The 21,149-nt window shown below is 33.1% G+C and carries 15 protein-coding genes; 3 read left to right on the plus strand and 12 right to left on the minus strand.

The window, feature by feature from the left end; genetic code table 11:
- Positions 1 to 2: 2 nt before the first annotated feature.
- From V7P59_RS03910 to V7P59_RS03920, 3 genes are all read right to left on the minus strand, one after another.
- Positions 3 to 968: an alpha/beta fold hydrolase gene (locus tag V7P59_RS03910; protein WP_333808861.1), complete on the minus strand. Its 966-nt coding sequence runs from the start codon at positions 966 to 968 to the stop codon at positions 3 to 5.
- 63 nt (positions 969 to 1,031) lie between these two features.
- Complete coding sequence (locus V7P59_RS03915) at positions 1,032 to 2,324, minus strand: O-acetylhomoserine aminocarboxypropyltransferase/cysteine synthase family protein (protein WP_333808862.1); 1,293 nt, start codon at positions 2,322 to 2,324, stop codon at positions 1,032 to 1,034.
- A gap of 460 nt (positions 2,325 to 2,784) precedes the next feature.
- Positions 2,785 to 3,747, minus strand: a complete 963-nt coding sequence (locus V7P59_RS03920; RefSeq protein ID WP_333808863.1) for a T9SS-dependent choice-of-anchor J family protein — start codon at positions 3,745 to 3,747, stop codon at positions 2,785 to 2,787.
- 280 nt (positions 3,748 to 4,027) lie between these two features.
- Here V7P59_RS03920 and metK point away from each other — a divergent pair, with 280 nt between their 5' ends.
- Complete coding sequence (gene metK / locus V7P59_RS03925; protein ID WP_333808864.1) at positions 4,028 to 5,278, plus strand: methionine adenosyltransferase; 1,251 nt, start codon at positions 4,028 to 4,030, stop codon at positions 5,276 to 5,278.
- A 46-nt stretch (positions 5,279 to 5,324) separates the two neighbouring features.
- On the opposite strand, the gene V7P59_RS03930 is transcribed toward metK, so the two are convergent.
- Both V7P59_RS03930 and V7P59_RS03935 read right to left on the minus strand, forming a co-directional pair.
- Positions 5,325 to 8,069, minus strand: coding sequence for a carboxypeptidase-like regulatory domain-containing protein (locus tag V7P59_RS03930; RefSeq protein ID WP_333808865.1), 2,745 nt, complete (start codon positions 8,067 to 8,069; stop codon positions 5,325 to 5,327).
- Positions 8,070 to 8,082: 13 nt separating this feature from the next.
- Positions 8,083 to 8,991 (minus strand): GLPGLI family protein, encoded by a 909-nt coding sequence (locus tag V7P59_RS03935; protein ID WP_333808866.1) that lies wholly within the window; start codon positions 8,989 to 8,991, stop codon positions 8,083 to 8,085.
- A gap of 175 nt (positions 8,992 to 9,166) precedes the next feature.
- On the opposite strand from V7P59_RS03935, the gene V7P59_RS03940 reads away from it, so the two are divergent.
- Together V7P59_RS03940 and V7P59_RS03945 are read left to right on the plus strand one after the other, a co-directional pair.
- Entirely contained in the window at positions 9,167 to 9,907 is a 741-nt protein-coding gene (locus V7P59_RS03940) for a hypothetical protein (RefSeq protein ID WP_333808867.1), read from the plus strand.
- Positions 9,907 to 10,521 carry a deoxynucleoside kinase gene (locus tag V7P59_RS03945; protein WP_333808868.1) on the plus strand — a complete coding sequence of 205 codons (615 nt, stop codon included), beginning with the start codon at positions 9,907 to 9,909 and terminating at the stop codon, positions 10,519 to 10,521. Before V7P59_RS03940 ends, V7P59_RS03945 begins: the two co-directional genes overlap by 1 nt.
- A gap of 32 nt (positions 10,522 to 10,553) precedes the next feature.
- Here V7P59_RS03945 and V7P59_RS03950 read toward each other — a convergent pair whose 3' ends face one another.
- The 7 genes from V7P59_RS03950 to V7P59_RS03980 form a co-directional block, all read right to left on the minus strand.
- Positions 10,554 to 13,013, minus strand: coding sequence for a beta-mannosidase (locus V7P59_RS03950; protein WP_333808869.1), 2,460 nt, complete (start codon positions 13,011 to 13,013; stop codon positions 10,554 to 10,556).
- Between the two features lie 49 nt (positions 13,014 to 13,062).
- On the minus strand, positions 13,063 to 13,740 hold the full coding sequence (locus V7P59_RS03955; protein WP_333808870.1) for a copper homeostasis protein CutC: 678 nt from the start codon (positions 13,738 to 13,740) through the stop codon (positions 13,063 to 13,065).
- A gap of 143 nt (positions 13,741 to 13,883) precedes the next feature.
- Positions 13,884 to 14,885: an isoaspartyl peptidase/L-asparaginase gene (locus V7P59_RS03960; protein WP_333808871.1), complete on the minus strand. Its 1,002-nt coding sequence runs from the start codon at positions 14,883 to 14,885 to the stop codon at positions 13,884 to 13,886.
- Positions 14,885 to 17,146: a glycoside hydrolase family 20 protein gene (locus V7P59_RS03965; RefSeq protein ID WP_333808872.1), complete on the minus strand. Its 2,262-nt coding sequence runs from the start codon at positions 17,144 to 17,146 to the stop codon at positions 14,885 to 14,887. Before V7P59_RS03965 ends, V7P59_RS03960 begins: the two co-directional genes overlap by 1 nt.
- 81 nt (positions 17,147 to 17,227) lie before the next feature.
- On the minus strand, positions 17,228 to 19,807 hold the full coding sequence (locus V7P59_RS03970; protein ID WP_333808873.1) for a sodium-translocating pyrophosphatase: 2,580 nt from the start codon (positions 19,805 to 19,807) through the stop codon (positions 17,228 to 17,230).
- Between the two features lie 112 nt (positions 19,808 to 19,919).
- Positions 19,920 to 20,450, minus strand: a complete 531-nt coding sequence (locus V7P59_RS03975; RefSeq protein ID WP_333808874.1) for an inorganic diphosphatase — start codon at positions 20,448 to 20,450, stop codon at positions 19,920 to 19,922.
- 94 nt (positions 20,451 to 20,544) lie between these two features.
- Positions 20,545 to 21,147 (minus strand): DNA-3-methyladenine glycosylase family protein, encoded by a 603-nt coding sequence (locus V7P59_RS03980; RefSeq protein ID WP_333808875.1) that lies wholly within the window; start codon positions 21,145 to 21,147, stop codon positions 20,545 to 20,547.
- Positions 21,148 to 21,149 lie beyond the last annotated feature (2 nt).

Below are 21,149 nucleotides of genomic sequence, written 5' to 3' on the forward strand. Positions count from 1 at the left end.
TTTTAATTAAATATAGGTTTTAGTATGTTGTTTAGTTGTTCAAATTCTATCAAGAAAGCATCGTGCCCGTGAATGGATTTGATTTCGTGATAAAATGCATTGTTTTTGTAGTTTTTAACTTCTTGAAAAGCTGTTTTGATTTCGTTTGCCGTAAAAAAGTAATCAGTATCCACACTTATTAAATGAATGTTAGAATTAATGCTTTTTATGATCTCTATTCGATTTTTGTTTTTAAAAATATCTGTTGTTCTCAATAAATGATTCATGAGCTTGTATGCCGAAAGTTGGAATCGATTTTGCAATTTTTCACCGTGATGTAACAACCAACTTTCCACTTGAAACAATCCTTCCGAATTTTGTAATTTGGCGTGAAATTTTTCTTGTAGTGATTCAGGTGTTCGGTATAATAACATGGCGTGAATTCTTGCATCGTGAATTGGATCTTTGGAATTATTCAGAATCAAATCTTGAATCAACACATTTCCAATCAACCAATCAGAAGCTTTCCAATTTGTTGCAACCGGAATTAAATTCGCAATCGCTTTTGGTCGAATCGCTGCCATTTCCCAAGCAATTGCTCCGCCTAAACTTCCACCAATAACAGCAAAAACTTGATTTACTTTAAACGAATCGATTCCTTTCCAGAATAAATTCGCAATGTCAGAGGTTGTGAAATCTTGGTAATTTTCAATCAAATTTTCTTTATCTTGATAACCGTTCCCGGGAATATTGAAAGCTAAAACCGCATATTTTTTGGTGTCAATAATTTTATCCTCACCAATTAACGATTGCCACCAACCGTTTTCTCCAATAACTTGCGAATTTCCGGTCAAAGCATGATTCACCACTACCAAAGGAGCTGAACCAACAGGTTGCCCAAACAATTGATAGGACAAAACCACTTTGGATTGCACTACTCCATTTTGCAACGGAACATTTTGAAACACTATATTTTGAATTGTACTCATCTTTCTTTTTAAAAAAGACTGCCTTTAGGTAGGTCTATCGGCAGCCTTCAAACAAACAAAAACCTAAACTAAATTTTGAACTGGCAATTTTTCGAAAACACTTTGTAAATCGGCTTTCAAGTCTTCAATATCTTCTAATCCAACAGATAAACGAATTAAATCTTTCGTTACTCCGGTTGTGATTTGTTGTTCTTCTGACAATTGTTGGTGCGTTGTACTTGCTGGATGAATAATCAATGATTTTGTATCACCAATGTTCGCCAATAAAGAGAAGAATTGGGTTTCATCGGCTACTTTTTTAGCAGCTTCGTAACCCCCTTTTAATCCAAAAGTTACAATACCGCTTTGTCCTTCTGGCAAATATTGTTGTGCTAATTCATAATATTTTGAAGAAATCAATCCAGGATAATTTACCCAAGCTACTTCTGGACGTTTTTGCAACCATTTGGCTAATTCCAAAGCGTTTTCACTGTGCTTTTTGATTCGAATAGCCAATGTTTCTAAACCTTGAATAATTTGAAATGCATTGAACGGACTTAAAGCAGCGCCTAAATCACGTAAACCTTCGATTCTAACTTTTGCGATGAATGATGCAGCGCCTAAAACTTCATAATATTTTAATCCGTGATAACCTGCTGAAGGTTCTGTGAATTCTGGGAATTTTCCGTTACTCCAATCAAAATTTCCTGCATCGATGATGACACCTCCAAGCGAAGTTCCGTTTCCACCGATGTATTTGGTTAACGAATGAATTACGATGTTAGCTCCGTGTTCGATTGGGTTAAGTAAAAAAGGGGTTGCCACTGTATTATCTACAATAAAAGGCACTTTGTAGGTTTGTGCGGCTTTTGAAATAGCTTTTAAATCGAGTACGTCTAATTTTGGATTTCCTAAACTTTCCGCGAAGAAAACACGTGTATTTTCTTGAGCAGCGTTTAAGAAATTTTCAGGATTTGATGGATCTACAAATGTTGTGGTGATGCCTAATCTTGGCAAAGTCACATTTAATAAATTATAAGTTCCACCATATAAACTGTTAGAAGCCACGATATGGTCGCCAGCTTTTAGCAACGTTAACAAAGCTGTAGAGATAGCTGCTGTTCCTGAAGCGGTTACGACAGCTCCAATTCCGCCTTCTAATTTGGCTAATCGTTGTTCTAGAATATCATTTGTTGGGTTGTTTAATCTTGTATAAATAAAACCAGCTTCGGCCAAACCAAAAAGATTAGCAGCGTGATCTGAGTTATTGAAAACATATGATGTGGTTTGGTAAATCGGAACAGCTCTTGTTCCTGCGTTTTTAGTTGTATCGTGTCCTGCGTGTAAAGCGTTTGTTGAAAATTTATTTGTGCTCATGCTATTTTAAGTATTAAGATATTTGTATTAAGTATTAAGATTTTTTTGTTCGAAGTTTGCTTTTCAGATACACATTCGACAACATCGTCTTGGATTGTAAATGGCTATTTTCATATTGTTGTGTTTTAGGAATAAAAAAACCTCTGCTTTCGACAGAGGTTATATTGAATTAATTTACTTTCAAAATTATACAATAGTCTTCCTCTGCGGATTGTTCCACATCATCATACACATATTGCACATTGTAAAGTTCATTTTCTATTTCTTTTAGTTTGACAGGGCAAAATTAGATTTATTTTCTATAATAAAAAAATAAATAGATTATTTTTCTAAATTTTTTTATTTATTTTATAAAAAATAGATTTTTAATCTAAACATATGCATAGCAATAAAAATAAAATCTATAAAAAGAAAAAAGAGGCAAAAGCCTCTTTTAAAAATCTATTATTTGAAATAAAAATTAATTTTTCACAAACTTAGAAGTCCCTTTTCCTTCATTTGTTTCTATTGAAACAAAATAAACTCCTGAAGATAAATTTGATACATCAATTGAAGTGCTTGAAGAATTTATTGACACAACCACTCTTCCATTTAAATCAGTAATTGACAAACTATTGATTGTCATTTCATTTTTCAAAGAAATATTTAACACATTATTAACCGGATTAGGATAAATTGAAAAGTTATTTTTGAAAAATGTATCAGAACTTAGCGGTCTATCAACTGAAAATGTATCAATTCCTATAATATCAGAATTTGTTGCATTTGACCCACCATTAGTAACGAAATATCTAAAAGCAAACTTAACAGCTGTTGGACCTGAAAGCCCGTCAACCACATAAGAATATTGTGTCCAAACTTTTGGATATACAAATCCTCCTAATAAATTTGGATTAACGGACACTCCCAGTGTAGTAAATCCGCCAACACTATTTGCATTGTTAGGCAACGCAGGTGAGTTATTTGGACTCATTCTCAATTCTAAACGATCTGGATAATCTGTCGTTCCACTTGTCCCTTTTCTAGTATAAAAAGAAACAATATCACCATTTTGTACTGTTATCTCTGGCGTTATTAACCAATTGCTGATAGTCGCACCATTAGTTGAAGTATTTGTAGTGCTAGAAAAATTTACTAATGCAAATGTATTAGGAGTACCATCTTGACCATTTGGAATTGGACAAACTTCGCCAATGTTATAAACTTGATTCTGAAAAGGGGTAGGATTCACAGTAGAACTAACTGTAACTTGAGTATAAGACGCAACTGTCCACAACGTTGTTGACGCTTGACCGCTCTGATTTGTTCTAACCCAACCTGCTGCTGTTAAAGCGGCAGTATCACCATTAAAACCATAATTGAAAAGGTTTTGCGAAAATCCAAAAACTGGAATCAATAAAAAATAAAGTAATGTTTTCTTCATAATAATAATTTTAATGTTACGATACAAAGCTACATAGTGTAACTTTATATTTTAATTATCATCGTTATAGAGCATGTATAATCGACAAATAGTTAATTTTAAGAAAAAGAAAAATATTTATTATAATTCAAAATACATTTTATAAATTTGCATCAGAAAACTAAGAGGAAAAATTTGAACTGATTGCAACCTCATTAAAAAATGCTAAAGCAGTAATTACTACTCCTTTAGGCAGCATCTGCAATTATTTTTCCTCGCTAAAATTTAAAAATATTTTATTATGGCTTATTTATTTACGTCAGAATCAGTGAGTGAAGGACATCCTGACAAAGTTGCGGATCAAATTTCAGACGCATTAATTGATAACTTTTTAGCATTTGACCCTGAGTCAAAAGTAGCTTGTGAAACGTTAGTTACTACTGGTCAAGTAATTTTAGCTGGAGAAGTAAAATCAAATACGTATTTAGATGTACAAACTATCGCAAGAGATGTAATCAAGAAAATTGGTTATACAAAAAGCGAATATATGTTTGAAGCGAATTCTTGTGGTGTTTTATCAGCAATTCACGAACAGTCAGCCGATATTAACCAAGGTGTTGACAGAGCTAGTAAAGAAGAGCAAGGTGCTGGTGACCAAGGAATGATGTTTGGTTATGCCACAAACGAAACTGCTGAGTTCATGCCGTTAGCTTTGAAATTATCTCACCAAATTCTTCAAGAATTAGCGGATTTAAGAAGAGAAAACAAAGAAATTACTTACTTACGTCCGGATGCTAAATCTCAGGTTACTTTAGAATATTCTGACGATAACAAACCTGTTAGAATTGATGCTATTGTAGTTTCAACACAACATGATGATTTTGCTGACGAACCAACAATGTTAGCGAAAATCAAAAAAGATATTATCGAAATTTTGATTCCAAGAGTGATTGCTAAAAATCCTCAATATGCTCACTTATTCAATGATGCCATTAAATACCATATTAACCCAACAGGAAAATTTGTAATTGGAGGACCTCATGGAGATACTGGTTTAACTGGAAGAAAAATCATCGTTGATACTTATGGAGGAAAAGGAGCTCACGGTGGGGGTGCATTCTCAGGAAAAGATCCATCTAAAGTAGACCGTTCTGCTGCTTATGCAACACGTCATATTGCTAAAAATTTAGTAGCTGCTGGAGTTGCTGATGAAATTTTAGTTCAAGTTTCTTACGCTATCGGAGTTGCTGAACCAACATCAATCAATGTAAACACTTACGGAACATCGAAAGTAAACTTAACTGATGGAGAAATTAGTAAAGTAGTAGAAAGCATTTTTGATATGCGTCCATACTTCATCGAACAACGTTTGAAATTAAGAAATCCAATCTACAGCGAAACTGCTGCTTACGGACACATGGGAAGAACTCCAGAAACTGTAACAAAAACGTTTACTGCTCCAGGTGGTGAATCTAAAACAGTAACTGTTGAATTATTTACATGGGAAAAATTAGATTTCGTAGACAAAGTAAAAACTGTTTTTAAATTATAAGGAATTATTCAAAAAAAAGCCTGACATAATTGTCAGGCTTTTTTGTTTACAAAGTATATTTTAAACTTAAAATCACAAATCTTGGTTGGACTCTATAACTTGAAAAACTACTTGTCCCTCCTAATTGACTAAAACTATTAGTATCTAAAGACTTTGTATCTAACAGGTTTGTTCCTGAAAGTTTCCATTCCCATTTACTATTTTTCTTTTGATACATCAAACTCGCTGTTAAGAAATCATATTCGCTATCAATTGTTTTAGCTTTATTTCTATTATGAAAATAAGAGTATTCTGAAACAAAAGAAAAAGCATCCAAGAAATAATATTCTAATGTAAGTGTAGGACTATCAATATAAATAATGTCAGAGAAGTTATCATTAATTGTAAAATTATATCCTAGCGTTAAATTTGGCAACTTCTTGTAATTAGTTGAAAAACTAACATTGTAATTTTGTGAATAAGATTCAACACTTTGAATAGCTGATGGATTATTATTAGGATCTGAATCCGCATCAGGATACACACGTATGTTGTTAAATTTTGACCAGTTAAAAGACGCTCTTACATTGGCTTTATAATACCTTGCAAATGAGCGACCGTAGTTTCCGCTTGCAGATAATGTTTCATCTGGAAAATTTGAATTAATATTAACCGATGAAGATATTTGATTCACGCCTACTAATAATGCTCTGTTTTTTATTGCCTCAACTTGTTTTGTATAAGTAAGATTAGCAAAAATATTCTCAAAATTGAACATGTTATATTTAAAATAACGCAAAGAGTGAACTTGAGAAGTTGAGTTTTCTAAGAATCTATTCCCGCTAAATAAACTGTTATAATTTGAAAACACATATCCTTGCGCTAACTTATTAATATCTGTGAAGTTATTTGTAAATGAATAATTATATGTTAATGTTTCCGATTTTTTAATTTGCCAAAGCGCATAAACATCAGGCAAAATTCTATTAAAAGATTGTTTATTTGATGAACCCAATTGTTGGTCATTTGTATTAAATTGGTGTACACTAAATCCTGGATTAAACGTAAACTTACCTTTCATGAATTTATAATGAACTCCTAAAAATACATCATTAAATGCATAATTTACATTATTAACTGTAGTTGGATCTGTTAGATTATTTAGAGTACCATTGTTTAAAACCTGGAAAATAGAAGAATCAAAATTTTGGTACGAATAAGTATTTCCTAAAGTCAAATTAATATTACTTTTTGGAGTTAACATATAATAATAATCAAACTTGGTATCTACTTTATTTGTTTGAACAAAACGTTTTTGAGTAACATCATCTCTAACCCCTGGACCTTCATTAATATAGCCAGTTAATAAAGGCGCAAAAGGCAACGTTTCTAAATTTGCATTGTAAAATGGATCTTCATTTTGATACAAATGTTGCATTTCAAAACCAAAAACATGTTTATCATTTAAAGTATAATAATAGTTAAGATTTTGGTTTACCGAAAATGGATTTTGTTTTTTAGCGGTGTAAATATCAGAAAGTAAACTTGAAAAAACACTTGTATTTTCTTTTTGATCAGAAATCTTAATCAAAGCATCATAATCAAAATGTAATTTTTCTGATGGCACATAACTTGAACTCAACTTTAACAAAACTTGATTACTTTTTTGTCTTGTAAAATCTTCTCGCGTTTCTGTTATAGTTTGAGAAGAACCATCTGGTAAATTATCTACACGATTAGAAACGGTTTTGTTTTCAATTTCCGTTTTATTCCCTAATAGAATACCAAAACCACTTAAAGTCCAAGCTTTTGAAGGATTAAAACTAAAGTTAGCCGCACCAAAAGTTGATTCTATATTTGCTGCTTGATTGTTACGAAGCCCCATAATTCCTAAATCATTGGAAACTACATTAAAAGAAGAACCTCCTTTACGCATCATATTTTTGAAACCACCAGTAAATTTGAAATAATCTTGAGCTGTTAATGGCAACTCGCCAATATTATTCATATTAGTAATTACATTCAAACTATATTTTGGATTGTAATAAAACAATTTGGGATTCACTATATAACGTGTATCTTCCATTCCAACACCAATACCGGCGGTCATATCTCCAAACCAAAAATTCTTTTTGCCTTCTTTCAGTTTGATGTTTAACGCAATACTTTCCTCATTATTTTCTAATCCTTTTAAATTAGAAACTTCATTATAATTTCTAAGAACTTGAATTTTATCTAAAGCATCCGCTGGTATATTTTTAGTAGCTAATTTAGTATCACCATCGAAGAAATCTTTCCCTTCGACCATTACTTTTTGAACTTTTTTGCCCTCTACTTCAATCTCACCGTCTTTATTAACTTCTACTCCAGGAAGTTTTTTCAAAACATCTTCTAACTTTCGCTCTGTACCATTGGTAAAAGAATCGGAATTGTAAATAATTGTATCACCAGAAACTGTAACGGGCATCACATGAACCACTTCAACTTCTTTTAATTGAGTTCCTTCTTTTAAAACTACAGGATAATTCATTGTTGTAGTTCCTGTTGTAACAGATTTTTCAAACGTTTGAAAACCAATGTAACTCACCTTAATTGTATAAGTTGTATTTGATTTTAAGCTTAAAATATATTTTCCTGCCTCATTAGTAATAGCGTATGCATCCATGGCTTTTGTTTGTTGATTAATTGCCATGATATTTGCCATTTCTAAACCAACTCCAGTTGTATCTTTAACTGTCCCTTCGAAACGTATGTTTTGAGAAAAGGCACTTGTAGTAAGTGCCATTATAAAAAATAATATTATTTTTTTCATCGTTGTACTAAAATTATCTACCCATTCTAAATTGCATACGATTTCCACTTCCTGGACCTGAATTCATTTCTCGCATTTCTTCCATTTTCTTTTTTACGGTTTCGTCAAACTCTTTTTGAGTAACCACTTTCCCTTTAGAAACAGGCTTAATTTCTACTTTATCTTTAGAATTTAAAACTAATTTAGAACATAAAATAACTGTTTTACCATCGTTAACCTCTAAAATTAAACCTGGTAAACCCCAATAATTTTCTGGACCTTGATTTACCGGAATTTCAGGACAATACCAAGCTGTAATTACATTTTCTTTAGGCATTTCCCAATCATCTGTAAAATTGGTTTTTTTTGCTTTAGTCGTATCTTTCACTGTTTCAGCTTTTTTCTCACCTTCTTTAGCTGCATTATTATTATTTCTAAATCTGAAATTTCTAAAATCTGATTCACTTACTTTAACTACTGCAGTAGCTTTAAAACAAGTGTAATTACCAATTTGTTTTGACTCACCTTCTAATTTCCAATTGTATTTTGGCAATGAATCTTTAATTAAAAACTCTTTCCCAAAAAACTCTTTATCCACAATGTACTGCTTGTCTTTTGCATTTTTATAATGCGTTCCACCTCCGCCCATCATAGACATCATCATTCTTCCTCCACCTTGTTGTCCTGGTGCATCTAGTTTTTCTTCTTCTTTGTAAATTGAAGCTGATTTATCGAAGTTTAAAACAAATGTTCTTTCAAACATTTTTTTCATACGCTCTTCTATTTGTTTATGCATTTCAGGCGTCATGTCTCTGTTTCCACTCATACCTTTCATAAAATCTGCGGTACTTGTTTTAGATTCATAAACGGCCATGCCTTGAAAATTCTGAGCATTTAAAAACCCAGAAATCATAAAAATCGAAGCAATAATAATTTTTTTCATTGTTATCAGATGTTTTAGCTATGTAATAGACTCTAAAAAATGTATTTTGTTACATATTTTAAATGCTATTTTTATGTTAAAGTAGTATATTAGACCCTAATTTCAAGAAATAGTTTAAGAAGTGTCACTAAAAAAAATTCTATTTATACTCATTTTAAACCTCAACTGTCTTTCTATGGAGAGTCAGGAAGTGCTTTCTGTAAAAAAGATTGAAACCATAGAATGCGAATGTGATACCTTTTTAGGATTTGATAATCAACAAAATAGCTATAGTATAAAAAATAATGTTTTACTTAAAAAAAGCTCCAAATTATTTCAATATACCAATTTAAGTTTAGGAAAAATCACAAAAGTTGACTTCCAAAATCCGTTGCAAATTGTAGTTTTTTATAAAAATTTCAACACAGTTGTGCTTTTGGATAATCAGTTGAACGAAATCAAAAAGATAGACTTCAATTTAAAATCAACTCCTGTTACTTTAGAAGCGGTGGCATTATCTTCACAAAATCAAATTTGGATTTTTGATAGCATTTCCTCAAAAATTGGATTATATAATGTAAATACTGAGACTGTAAAATGGATTTCTACTATGCTTGAAAATCCTGTAACATATTACGAGTCGGATTACACGCATTTTTATTGGATCGATAAAAATTTGAATCTATATCGTATTTCTATCTATGGGACTATCGAAAAATTAGGTCTTTTAAAAAAATTCGATGCTATTCAGTTAACCAAAAACGGTAATTACATCTATGAATCTGATGAAGAATTATATTACTATGAAGCAAAATCGAAGAGTAGTAGTAAAATAGCAATTGATGAAAAAATCATTTCAAAATTTTTCTTTAGAGATGGAATTTTGTCTATTTTTACCCAAAATGAAATTACTAATTATAAAATAATTTTACCATAATGCACATAGCAGTAGCAGGAAATATTGGAGCCGGAAAAACTACATTAACGCGATTATTAGCCAAACATTTTAAATGGGAACCACACTTTGAAGATGTTGTGGATAATCCGTATTTGGATGATTTTTATCATCAAATGGAACGCTGGAGTTTTAATCTTCAAATTTATTTCTTAAACAGTCGTTTTCGTCAAGTATTGCAAATTCGTAAAAGTGGTAAAAACATTATTCAAGATCGAACCATTTATGAAGATGCGCATATTTTCGCACCCAATCTTCATGCAATGGGATTAATGTCGAATAGAGATTACAACAACTATACTTCGCTTTTCGAATTGATGGAAAGTTTAGTGGGATCGCCAGATTTATTGATTTATTTAAGAAGTTCAATTCCAAATTTAGTGAGCCAAATTCACAAAAGAGGTAGAGACTACGAAAATTCCATTTCGATTGACTATTTAAGTCGTTTGAACGAAAGATACGAAGCTTGGATTCAAACCTACAATAAAGGAAAATTAGTGATTATTGATGTTGACAATGTGGATTTTGTAAACAATCCCGAAGATTTAGGAATGATTATCAATAGAATTGATGCTGAAATTAATGGATTATTTTAGATATACGAAACGCCTCAATTGAGGCGTTTTTTTTATTTCATTGCATCAAACAACGATTTTACTTTTATGTTTTGCACTAGTTTCGACAACTTGATGATTCGTTTTTCATTAGGTAACAAGTCGAAATAATTGTCTTCAAAAAATACATTATTATCCGAATACAGAAAAACATCCTTAGCTAAAACATCCGAAGAAATTTCAATAGTTACATCATCAATAGTTTTGATTTGTATGTTTGGTTCGGATAGTTTCAATTCTTTAGGTTTTGCAAAAAAGTAGTTGGTTTTTACTTCATTAAATTGAATTTTAAAAACAGATTGCTGCAAATCGAATTTTTCTAAAATAACTTTCGGTATTTCAAACCATACTGCACTCGAATTCTCCTCAACTTTTATTTCTTTCGAAGTCTTCCAAAGCGATTTTCCATCAAAAGAAAACAATTCTAATTCTAGTTTTCCAAATTGTTTTTCAAAAGTATCATTCACTAAATACACTTCATATTTGTTATTTTCATCTGCAACCGAAAGCAATACATTCTCAAAACTTCTTTTGGCTTGATAATGAAACGCTTTCCAATTGCCAAAATAATCCAACGAACTCCATGACGTAACGGGCCAACAATCATTCAACTGCCAATACAAAGTTCCCATGCAATAGGGTTTAGCTCTTCGGTGGGCTTCAATAGCTATTTGCATTCCACGAGCTTGCAACAATTGAGAAACATATAAATAATCTTCAAAATCTTTTGGCACCACATAATCACGTTCCATATATTCGTTGATGGTTTCATAACCTGTTGGATGTTTTTGATGATTTTTGAAGGCTTCGGAAGTGAAATTTAAGTCTTGTTTAGGTATCACTTTTTTCAAAGTTCCCAAATTTGGCATCCCTTGAAAACCATATTCGCTCATAAAACGCCCTACTTTTTTCTCATAAATTTCAAATGGTTCTTTTCCCCACCAAACGCCCCAATAATGAGAATCGCCTTGCAACAAACTTTCTTTTCTTCCCCAACCAATCGAAGGCGATGACGACCAATAAATATTCTTTTCTTTCGGAAGTAAACTATCTAATGTTTGCGGAATCATTTCATGAAACACTTTTTTGTAATCGTTCCAAATTTGAGTCGAATCGGCTTTGGAATAATTGAATTGTTTTTGCCAACCCCAATTATGCCAGCCTTCATCATTTTCATTATTACCACACCAAATCGCAATACTCGGATGATTTTGTAAACGATTTACGTTATCAATTACTTCTTGTTTTACATTTTGCACAAATTTTTCATCGCCAGGATACATCGAACAAGCAAACATAAAATCTTGCCAAACTAAAATTCCGTTAGCATCGCAAGCTTCATAAAACGCATCATCAAAATAAACGCCACCGCCCCAAACGCGAAGCATGTTCATATTCGCTTTTTTAGCATTTTCAACTAAAGAAAAATAAGTAGCATCCGAAACTCGTGGTAAAAAACTGTCAGGCGGAACCACATTGGCACCTTTCATAAACACGGACTTTCCGTTTAATTTGAAGTAAAAACTGCTTCCAACTTGATCTTTTTCTTGGATTAATTCGATAGTTCGCAAGCCTATATGTAGTTTTTTTGAATCCAATAGCTGCTTTTTCTGATTGATTTCAACATTAAAAGGATACAAATTCGCATCCCCTAATCCGTTACACCACCACAATTTTGGATTGGCAATTTCATATTGCATTTTGATTTTGTTCTTGCCTTTTTTCAGGTTAAATGTTTGCGATTTTTCATTGATTTTTAGCTGAATTGTTTTGACTTTGGAAACATAAATTTCGGTTGTAAATTCTAAAATCGCTTTTTTGTTATTCAATTCGATTTGACTGTATTTTATGTGCTCGATTTTAGCTGAATTCCAAAATTTCAATTGGACTGGTTTCCAAATTCCAGCAGTTACAAATCGTGGTCCCCAATCCCAACCGAATTGATATTGTGCTTTTCGAACAAAAACACGTTCTTTTTCAGGTAAAGTATAAGATAATCTTTTCGCTTCTTCTTTCCCTTTTTGAACTGCCGAATGAAAAACCACTTTTAAATGATTGATTCCGATTTTCAAATGTGATTTAACAGAAATAGTCCATTTTCGGAACATATTATCAGCTTCTAAAACTACGTTTCCGTTCAAAAAAACGGTTGCATAGGTGTCCAAACCCTCAAATTCCAAATCGATATTTTGAGTTTTGAATTCCGATTCTGATAATGTAAAATGTGTTTCGTATTCCCAATTTTCATTTTCAATCCATTGCAATTGCTTTTCATTAGCTCCAAAAAACGGTTCAAGAATTAATTGGTTTTGGAATAAATCCGTGTGAATAGTTCCAGGAATGGTTGCCTTATGTTTTTTTGTTTCGTTTTGCTTGTTGAATGTCCAATTTTCTGTTGACAAATTGCGATAGGAAGTTTGTCCAAAAATGGAATAGCAAATGAAAATTAGAAATAATGTTATTTTTTTAAACATATAAGTCACATAGGTTTTGAAAGTGAAAGCATCAAATTAAGAAGTTCATTTAAGATTGGAGTTTATTCTTTAGTTGCATTATTTCTTCTGGATTAGTAATTTCACTTCCATCGGTAATCGCTGATGAATGATACCAATTTGCATTAACCATTTCGTCTAATTCTAAAATATTGGTCGAACGCAATCCTCCACCGGGCATTATTTCTATGCGATTATTCGCTTGAATGACTAATTGTTTCAAAACTTCTTTTCCTTCCATGACGTTTGGAAAAATTCCCGAAGTTAGAATTGTTGAAAATCCGCACGAGATAACATCTTCCAATGCTTGTTTATAATCCAAGACCTCATCAAAAGCTCTATGAAAAGTACAAGGGAATGGTTTCGCTAATTCAACTAAGGCTTTATTTTGTTCTATATTAATCGTATTATCCTCTTTCAAAATCCCAAAAACAAATCCATTAACTCCAAGTTTTTTGATGGTCTCGATTTCCGATTTCATTTGTTCAAATTCTGAATCCGAATACACAAAATTTCCACCTCTAGAACGAATCATTATATTAATATCGATTGTCAAATGTTCACGAGCTTTTTGTATCATTTCGATAGTTGGAGTTGTCCCTCCAACCGACATATCAGCGCATAATTCTACTCTATCGGCTCCCGCCTTTTGCGCGATGAGAGCAGATTCAAGGTTAAAACAAGCAATTTCAAGTTTCTTCAAATTCATAAAAATACTTTAAACCACATAGAAACATAGTTTATTTTAAAAAGAATAAGGTCGTTTCACTAACATAGGAAACATATACTTTGTGAATCCATAAATGGACTCTATTAGCCTTTTTTATCTATGTTTCTATGTGGTTAATAATATTAAGTTTTTAAATAATAATTCGCATCGATTAATTTATTTCCAGTTGCATCGTGAACGGCATAATTGAAACCTCCTTGTACACAATACGAACCATATTCACCTTTTTTGTTCAAAGCAATGAACCCAACTTGGATATCTTTTAAGTTTTTCCCACGATTTTGTGTCAGTTTTACGATTCGCATTACCGCTTCTTCACAGGCTTTTTGAGGTGATTTTCCTTGACGCATTAATTCCACTACCAAATGACAGCCTGTAATTCGGATTACTTCTTCACCATGGCCTGTTGCTGTTGCGGCTCCAATTTCATTATCCACATACAAACCAGCACCGATAATAGGAGAATCACCTACTCTTCCATGCATTTTGAATGCCATACCACTTGTAGTGCACGCGCCCGATAAATTGCCTTGCGCATCTAAAGCAATCATTCCGATGGTGTCGTGATTTTCAATGTTGGCTTTTGGCAAATATTCACTGGTTTTTAGCCATTCCTTCCATTCTTTTTCGGAAGCTTCTAACAATAAATTTTCCTTTTGAAATCCTTTAGATAAGGCAAACTGCAAAGCGCCATCACCAACCAACATTACATGAGGCGTTTTCTCCATCACCATTCTTGCTACGGAAATAGGATGTTTGATGTGTTCCAAACAAGCCACCGAACCAATATTTGAAAATTCATCCATGATACAAGCGTCTAATGTTACACGACCATCTCTATCAGGACGACCGCCATAACCCACACTTCTTTCATTTGGATCGCCTTCTGGGATTTTTACACCAGCTTCCACTGCATCTAAAGCGCGACCTTTGTTTTTCAGAATTTCCCAAGCGGCTTCGTTAGCTTCAATACCAAAACGCCAAGTAGAAAGCACAATAGGTTTATTCACTTTTCCTGAATTAATATCTATTTCAGTTTCCTCAGATTTTCCGTTGAAAGCCTGAAACGCTACGCCAGCTGTTGCTAATGCGGTTGTTTTTAAAAAATTTCTTCTGTTTGTCATTATTCTACACTTATTTCGTCTACAAATAACCAACTATTCGAACCAGCACCAGGTTTTCCATCTACAATGATTCCGTTGTTTTTAGCAACAATTTTAATGAATTTTGCTTTTGTTTTGGGAAATTCAACAACTACTTTTCCTTTTTTGAGTTCAATTTCTTTTTGTGAAATTATTTGAATCGATTGAAAGTTTACTCCATCATTAGAAACTAAAAATTGAATTTCTTTTGGATGATATATCCAGCTTCCCTCTGACAAAAGTGTGTTGATACTAATTTTTGAAATCGTTTCTGTTTTACCTAAATCGATAGTGGCATTCATATCTTTTCCCCAGAAGCCTAACCAATCTCTACCGAATTTTGAAGGATTTCCTTTCATACCATCAACCAAAGTGAAACTTCCACCGATGCCATAATTTTCATGTGGTTGATGTGCCAATTCAATCTTTTTTCCAGTTGACTTTGTGATGAAAAATGGTTGCTCGATAGTAGCACTTTTGACTTTTCCGTTTTCAAAATAAGCCGCTTTTATGGTTTGGTTTTTCGTAACTAGAAATGGTTTTTCGTAAGAAATTGAATTCCAATTTGGTTCCGAACCATCAGTTGTGTATTTAATTCCGTTTGGATTGACAGATTTTAATTCGAAAGCTACTCCGTTTTCGTCAGGTTGTACTTTAGAAGTTACTTCAAAAATGGCTTTGCTGTAATTGATTCCTTTTTTATCATAGATTTCAAAATGTGAAATCAATCGCTTTTCAAACTCTTTATATTCTTTTGAATTTGAAGTTCCCCAAATGACTTCAGAAAGCGCTGCTATTCTTGGAAAAAGCATATATTCAACATGTTGTGGTGTGTTGATGTATTCCGTCCAAACATTGGCTTGTGCTCCTAAAATATATTTCGATTCTTCTGCGGAAAGTTCTTTTGGAATAGGATTAAAAGAATACACTTTTTCGACATTCGTATAACCACCAAAAGCAATTGGCTCATTTTTAGGTTCGCCTTGATAGTGGTCGAAATAACAATGTGAACCTGGCGACATGACTACAAAATGTTTTTGTTTGGCAGCTGCAATTCCGCCTTCGGTGCCGCGCCAACTCATTACGGCTGCGTTTAGTGCTAATCCACCTTCTAAAATTTCGTCCCAACCGATGATTTTTCGCCCTTTACTGTTGACAAATTTTTCGATTCGTTGCATGAAATAACTTTGTAATTCGTGTTCGTCTTTCAAGTTTTCATCTTTGATTCTCTTTTGACAATGCGGACAACTTTTCCAACGCACTTTTGGGCATTCATCACCACCAATGTGAATATATTCAGATGGAAATAACGCGATAACTTCTGTCAAAATATTTTCTAAAAACGTAAATGTTTCGTATTTTGGACAAAAAACATCTTCTAAAACACCCCAAGTTTTTCCCACTTCAAAAGGTCCGCCTGTACAAGAAAATTCAGGATAAGAAGCTAATGCTGCTAAAGCATGACCTGGCATTTCGATTTCGGGAACAATTGTGATGTGGCGTTCTTTGGCATAAGCAACGATTTCTTTGATTTCTTCTTGTGTGTAAAATCCTCCGTAGCGAATGTTGTCGAAAGTTTGGTCGGTGTAATGTCCAATCATGGAACCGTTTCGCCATGCTCCGACTTCGGTTAGTTTAGGATATTTTTTGATTTCAATACGCCAACCTTGATCATCGGTCAAATGCCAATGAAAAGTATTCATTTTATACATCGCTAAATAATCAATGTATTTTTTGATGAAATCCTTTGGAAAGAAATGACGAGAAACATCTAAATGTATACCGCGCCATTGGAATTTGGGTTGGTCGGAAATAGAAACTTTATTTAATCTAATCTCTCCTGATTTTGAATAAGGAATCATTTGTAATAAAGTCTGAATCCCATAAAATACTCCTTTATTTGAAAAGGCAGAAATATGAATTTTGCTTTTCCAAATATTTAAATTGTAATATTCTCTATCAAAATTTGTTGTGTCGGGAATTTTAATTCCTAATTGTATTACGTTTTTGTTGGTAAATTTATTGGTGATTTTTAATTCCAAACCCGTTTGACTTTTTATACTTTCTTTCAAAAATATAGCCTCAAAAGAATTTTCATCCGCTACGATTACTGTTTCTTTATTTAAAACAAAATGTCCTTTTTTGATTTCGACTGAATTTGGTTTCGGAATAATATTTAGATTTTGCTGTGCAATGCTAATTGTGGAAATAAGCAACAACAAAGTCAGTATTTTGTATTTCATTGGAGTTGTGTTTGTTTGGATAAAATTAAATAAAAAAACCGCACATTGCTGCGCGGTTTTCATTATTTGTGTCGAAAAAGATTATTTTCCTAGTTCAGCAATTTTTGCTTCTACTTCTAAATCGTCTCCTTCAAAAACTTTTTCTTCTTTTACCTCTTTACCATCAACCATTTTAGTTAAAGTAACGGTTGCTTTTACTTTTCCGTTAGCGTCTTTTACTTTTTTAACTTCCATGTTGATGATTTCTTGGTGATCATCGTGGTTGCAATTTGGTCCGTGAACGTGTTTTTCTTTGCCAATGAATTTTCCGTTTTCATCATACATTGCCATACATTTTTCTTTACATTCTTCAGAACAGCCATTGTCTTCACACATTTTAGCACATTCTTCTTTTGTCATGTCAGCACACTTAGACATATCACATTTTCCTGTATCGCAACACATCATTTCTGTTTTTGCACAACAAGAACCGTTTTCAGTTGTAGCGCCATGACCTCCTAATATAGGAGCGATTACTAAACCAATTAAACACGTTAATTTGATTAAGATGTTCATTGATGGCCCAGAAGTATCTTTAAATGGATCTCCAACCGTATCTCCAGTTACCGCAGCTTTGTGAGCATCAGAACCTTTGTACGTCATTTCTCCGTTGATTTCAACTCCAGCTTCAAATGATTTTTTAGCATTATCCCAAGCTCCACCAGCATTGTTTTGGAATACTGCCCAAAGCACACCTGAAACGGTAACTCCTGCCATATAACCACCTAACATTTCAGCGATTAATTGATTGTTATCTCCATAAACTAATTTACCTAATAATACAATTGCAATTGGGAAACCAATCGTTAAGATTCCTGGTAACATCATTTCGCGTAAAGCGGCTTTTGTAGAAATTTCAACACATTTTCCGTATTCTGGTTTTCCAGTTCCTTCCATGATTCCTGGAATTTCTTTAAACTGACGACGTACTTCATATACCATATCCATTGCAGCTTTACCAACAGAGTTCATTGCTAATGCAGAGAAAACTACAGGAATCATACCTCCAATAAACAACATAGCTAATACTGGCGCTTTGAAGATGTTAATTCCATCAATTCCTGTAAATGTTACATAAGCAGCGAATAAAGCTAACGAAGTTAAAGCAGCAGATGCAATTGCGAAACCTTTTCCAGTTGCAGCCGTTGTGTTACCAACTGAATCCAAAATATCTGTTCTTGTACGAACTTCTTTTGGTAATTCACTCATTTCAGCGATTCCACCAGCGTTATCAGAAATTGGTCCGAAAGCGTCGATTGCTAATTGCATTGCAGTTGTAGCCATCATTGCAGACGCTGCCAAAGCAACACCGTAGAATCCAGCTAAAGCATAAGAAGCCCAAATTGCACCTCCAAATAATAAAACTGTTGGGAAAGTAGAAATCATACCTGTAGCTAAACCAGCGATTACATTAGTTCCAGCTCCAGTTGATGATTTTTGTACGATTGCTAAAACTGGTTTTGTACCTAATCCTGTGTAATATTCCGTTACAGATGAAATTGCTCCACCTACGAATAATCCAACAATCGTAGCATAGAAAACTCTAATAGAAGCTATTTCTTTTTCACCTTCACCGTAGAAGTTTAAGGTTAATACTTCAGGCAACATAAAGTCAACCAAGAAGTAACAAGAAATTAAAGTTAAAACGATAGAAACCCAGTTTCCGATGTTTAATGCTTTTTGTACTTGCGCTTCTTTAGCATCGTCGCTTGAAATTTTTACTAACATGGTTCCAATGATAGAGAATAAAATTCCAAAACCAGCGATTGCCATTGGTAATAAAATAGGTCCAATTCCGCCAAAAGCATCATCGATTTTACCACCCATATCTTTAATTACATAATTTCCTAAAACCATTGCCGCTAAAACAGTTGCTACATACGAACCAAATAAATCGGCACCCATTCCAGCAACGTCACCAACGTTATCACCAACGTTATCTGCAATTGTAGCAGGATTACGAGGATCATCTTCTGGAATTCCTGCTTCTACTTTTCCTACTAAGTCTGCTCCAACATCGGCCGCTTTTGTGTAAATTCCTCCACCTACACGTGCGAATAATGCGATTGACTCAGCACCAAGAGAGAATCCAGCTAAAGTTTCAAGAACGATAGTCATGTCATCTGTTGATGTCCATGCTCCGTTCATGAAAAATCTAAAAAATATGATGAAAAATCCAGTTAATCCTAAAACAGCTAAACCAGCAACTCCTAATCCCATTACGGTTCCACCACCAAAAGAAACTTTTAAAGCTTGTGGTAAACTCGTACGAGCGGCTTGCGTAGTTCTAACATTTGTTTTTGTTGCGATTTTCATTCCAATATTTCCAGCATAAGCCGAGAAAATTGCTCCGAAAATAAATGCAATTACGATTAACCAATGTGTTGTTGGAACAATAAATGAAATTCCCGCAAGAACCACACTCGCTCCAAGAACGAAAAACGTTAATAATTTGTATTCTGCTTTTAAAAATGCCAAGGCTCCTTCGTAAATGTAATCTGAAATTTCTTTCATTTTTCCATCTCCGGCGTCTTGCTTAAGAACCCAAGCGCGTTTGGCAGCCATAAATGCCAATCCTAATAGTGCCATGACTATAGGAACATAAATCATCATTGATTCCATAAAATATAATTTAGTTTTGGTGTTTGTTAATTTTATGGTAATATTAAGAAATTAAAACAAAAAAGGCAATATTTTTCAAAAAATACTGCCTTTTATTTATTTCGTAAAGAAATTATTTAATGCTAAATAATCCTTCTGGTTTATTTTCTAACTCTTCGAAGCGTCTTGTACACTTTGCTAAAATTTCTTTTGCTTCATTAACATCGCCCCAACCTTCTACATCTACTTTTTTGTTTTCCAAATCTTTGTAAACTTGGAAAAAATGCTCAATTTCTTTAATTAAATGCGGATTTACATCACTCAAATCGTTTAATTTATTCCAAATTGGATCTGAAACTGGTACACAAATTACTTTTTCATCTGGACCTTTATCATCTGCCATGTGGAAAACACCAATTGGCTTTACTTCCATAACACAACCTGGGAAAGTTGGCTCGTTTACTAAAACTAAAACATCTAATGGATCGCCATCTAAAGCTAACGTTTCAGGAATAAATCCATAATCTGCAGGATACATCATTGACGAAAATAACATTCTGTCAAAACGCATTCTTTTTAATTCAAAATCGTATTCGTATTTGTTTCTACTTCCTCTTGGAATCTCAATCAATACATCAAATGTAGTAATTTTATCTGCTGTCATTTTATCTTATATTTTTAAAGCGGGTGCAAAGGTATCACTATAAAACATGAGAAGCAAAAGAGTTTTGCAAAAAAAGTATAGATTTTACAAAGATTTAATATGAAATTTTCCTTCCTCTTTTTTCCAGATAATAATGCCAAAGAAAATAAGTTGCTACTGAACGATACGGTTTCCATTTTTGAGCATAGATTTCCATTTCTTCTTTTGTATAAATATCTAAAAGTTCTTTCATGGTATTCACAACTGCAATATCACCAAGGGGAATTATATCCAATGACTCTAGACAAAACATTAAGTAAATATCAATAGTCCAATTACCAATACCTTTTATTTTGATGAGCTCCTGACGAACAATTTCTGGTTCTTTTGAAGCTAAACTTTCTAAATCTAACTCCTTTGATAAAATAGCTTGAGCAAGAGCTTTGATGTACTGTGTTTTTTGTCGACTTACACCACAAGTGCGAAAATTTTCAACCGAAAAAGTAAATAGATTTTCAACCGAAAAATCAGGAATTGCCTTTTTTAATTTATTAAAAGTAGCTTTTGCGGAATCAACGGAAACCTGTTGTTCTAAAATTAGTAACACTAATGTTTCAAAACCTTGAGGCCTTTTTGGCTGAGTGGGAAAACCAAATTGCTGGATGATTTTCTCAAAAATAACATCTTGTTTACGCAAATAGGCTATAGCTTTTTCCATTC

Origin of the sequence: Flavobacterium sp. (assembly GCF_036782315.1) — a bacterium.
Lineage (GTDB): Bacteria > Bacteroidota > Bacteroidia > Flavobacteriales > Flavobacteriaceae > Flavobacterium.

Coding starts and splice junctions, on each gene's coding strand:
- V7P59_RS03910 (WP_333808861.1), bottom strand. CDS start 968: ATGAGTACAATTCAAAATATAGTGTTTCAAAATGTTCCGTTGCAAAAT.
- V7P59_RS03915 (WP_333808862.1), bottom strand. CDS start 2,324: ATGAGCACAAATAAATTTTCAACAAACGCTTTACACGCAGGACACGAT.
- V7P59_RS03920 (WP_333808863.1), bottom strand. CDS start 3,747: ATGAAGAAAACATTACTTTATTTTTTATTGATTCCAGTTTTTGGATTT.
- metK (WP_333808864.1), top strand. CDS start 4,028: ATGGCTTATTTATTTACGTCAGAATCAGTGAGTGAAGGACATCCTGAC.
- V7P59_RS03930 (WP_333808865.1), bottom strand. CDS start 8,069: ATGAAAAAAATAATATTATTTTTTATAATGGCACTTACTACAAGTGCC.
- V7P59_RS03935 (WP_333808866.1), bottom strand. CDS start 8,991: ATGAAAAAAATTATTATTGCTTCGATTTTTATGATTTCTGGGTTTTTA.
- V7P59_RS03940 (WP_333808867.1), top strand. CDS start 9,167: ATGGAGAGTCAGGAAGTGCTTTCTGTAAAAAAGATTGAAACCATAGAA.
- V7P59_RS03945 (WP_333808868.1), top strand. CDS start 9,907: ATGCACATAGCAGTAGCAGGAAATATTGGAGCCGGAAAAACTACATTA.
- V7P59_RS03950 (WP_333808869.1), bottom strand. CDS start 13,013: ATGTTTAAAAAAATAACATTATTTCTAATTTTCATTTGCTATTCCATT.
- V7P59_RS03955 (WP_333808870.1), bottom strand. CDS start 13,740: ATGAATTTGAAGAAACTTGAAATTGCTTGTTTTAACCTTGAATCTGCT.
- V7P59_RS03960 (WP_333808871.1), bottom strand. CDS start 14,885: ATGACAAACAGAAGAAATTTTTTAAAAACAACCGCATTAGCAACAGCT.
- V7P59_RS03965 (WP_333808872.1), bottom strand. CDS start 17,146: ATGAAATACAAAATACTGACTTTGTTGTTGCTTATTTCCACAATTAGC.
- V7P59_RS03970 (WP_333808873.1), bottom strand. CDS start 19,807: ATGGAATCAATGATGATTTATGTTCCTATAGTCATGGCACTATTAGGA.
- V7P59_RS03975 (WP_333808874.1), bottom strand. CDS start 20,450: ATGACAGCAGATAAAATTACTACATTTGATGTATTGATTGAGATTCCA.
- V7P59_RS03980 (WP_333808875.1), bottom strand. CDS start 21,147: ATGGAAAAAGCTATAGCCTATTTGCGTAAACAAGATGTTATTTTTGAG.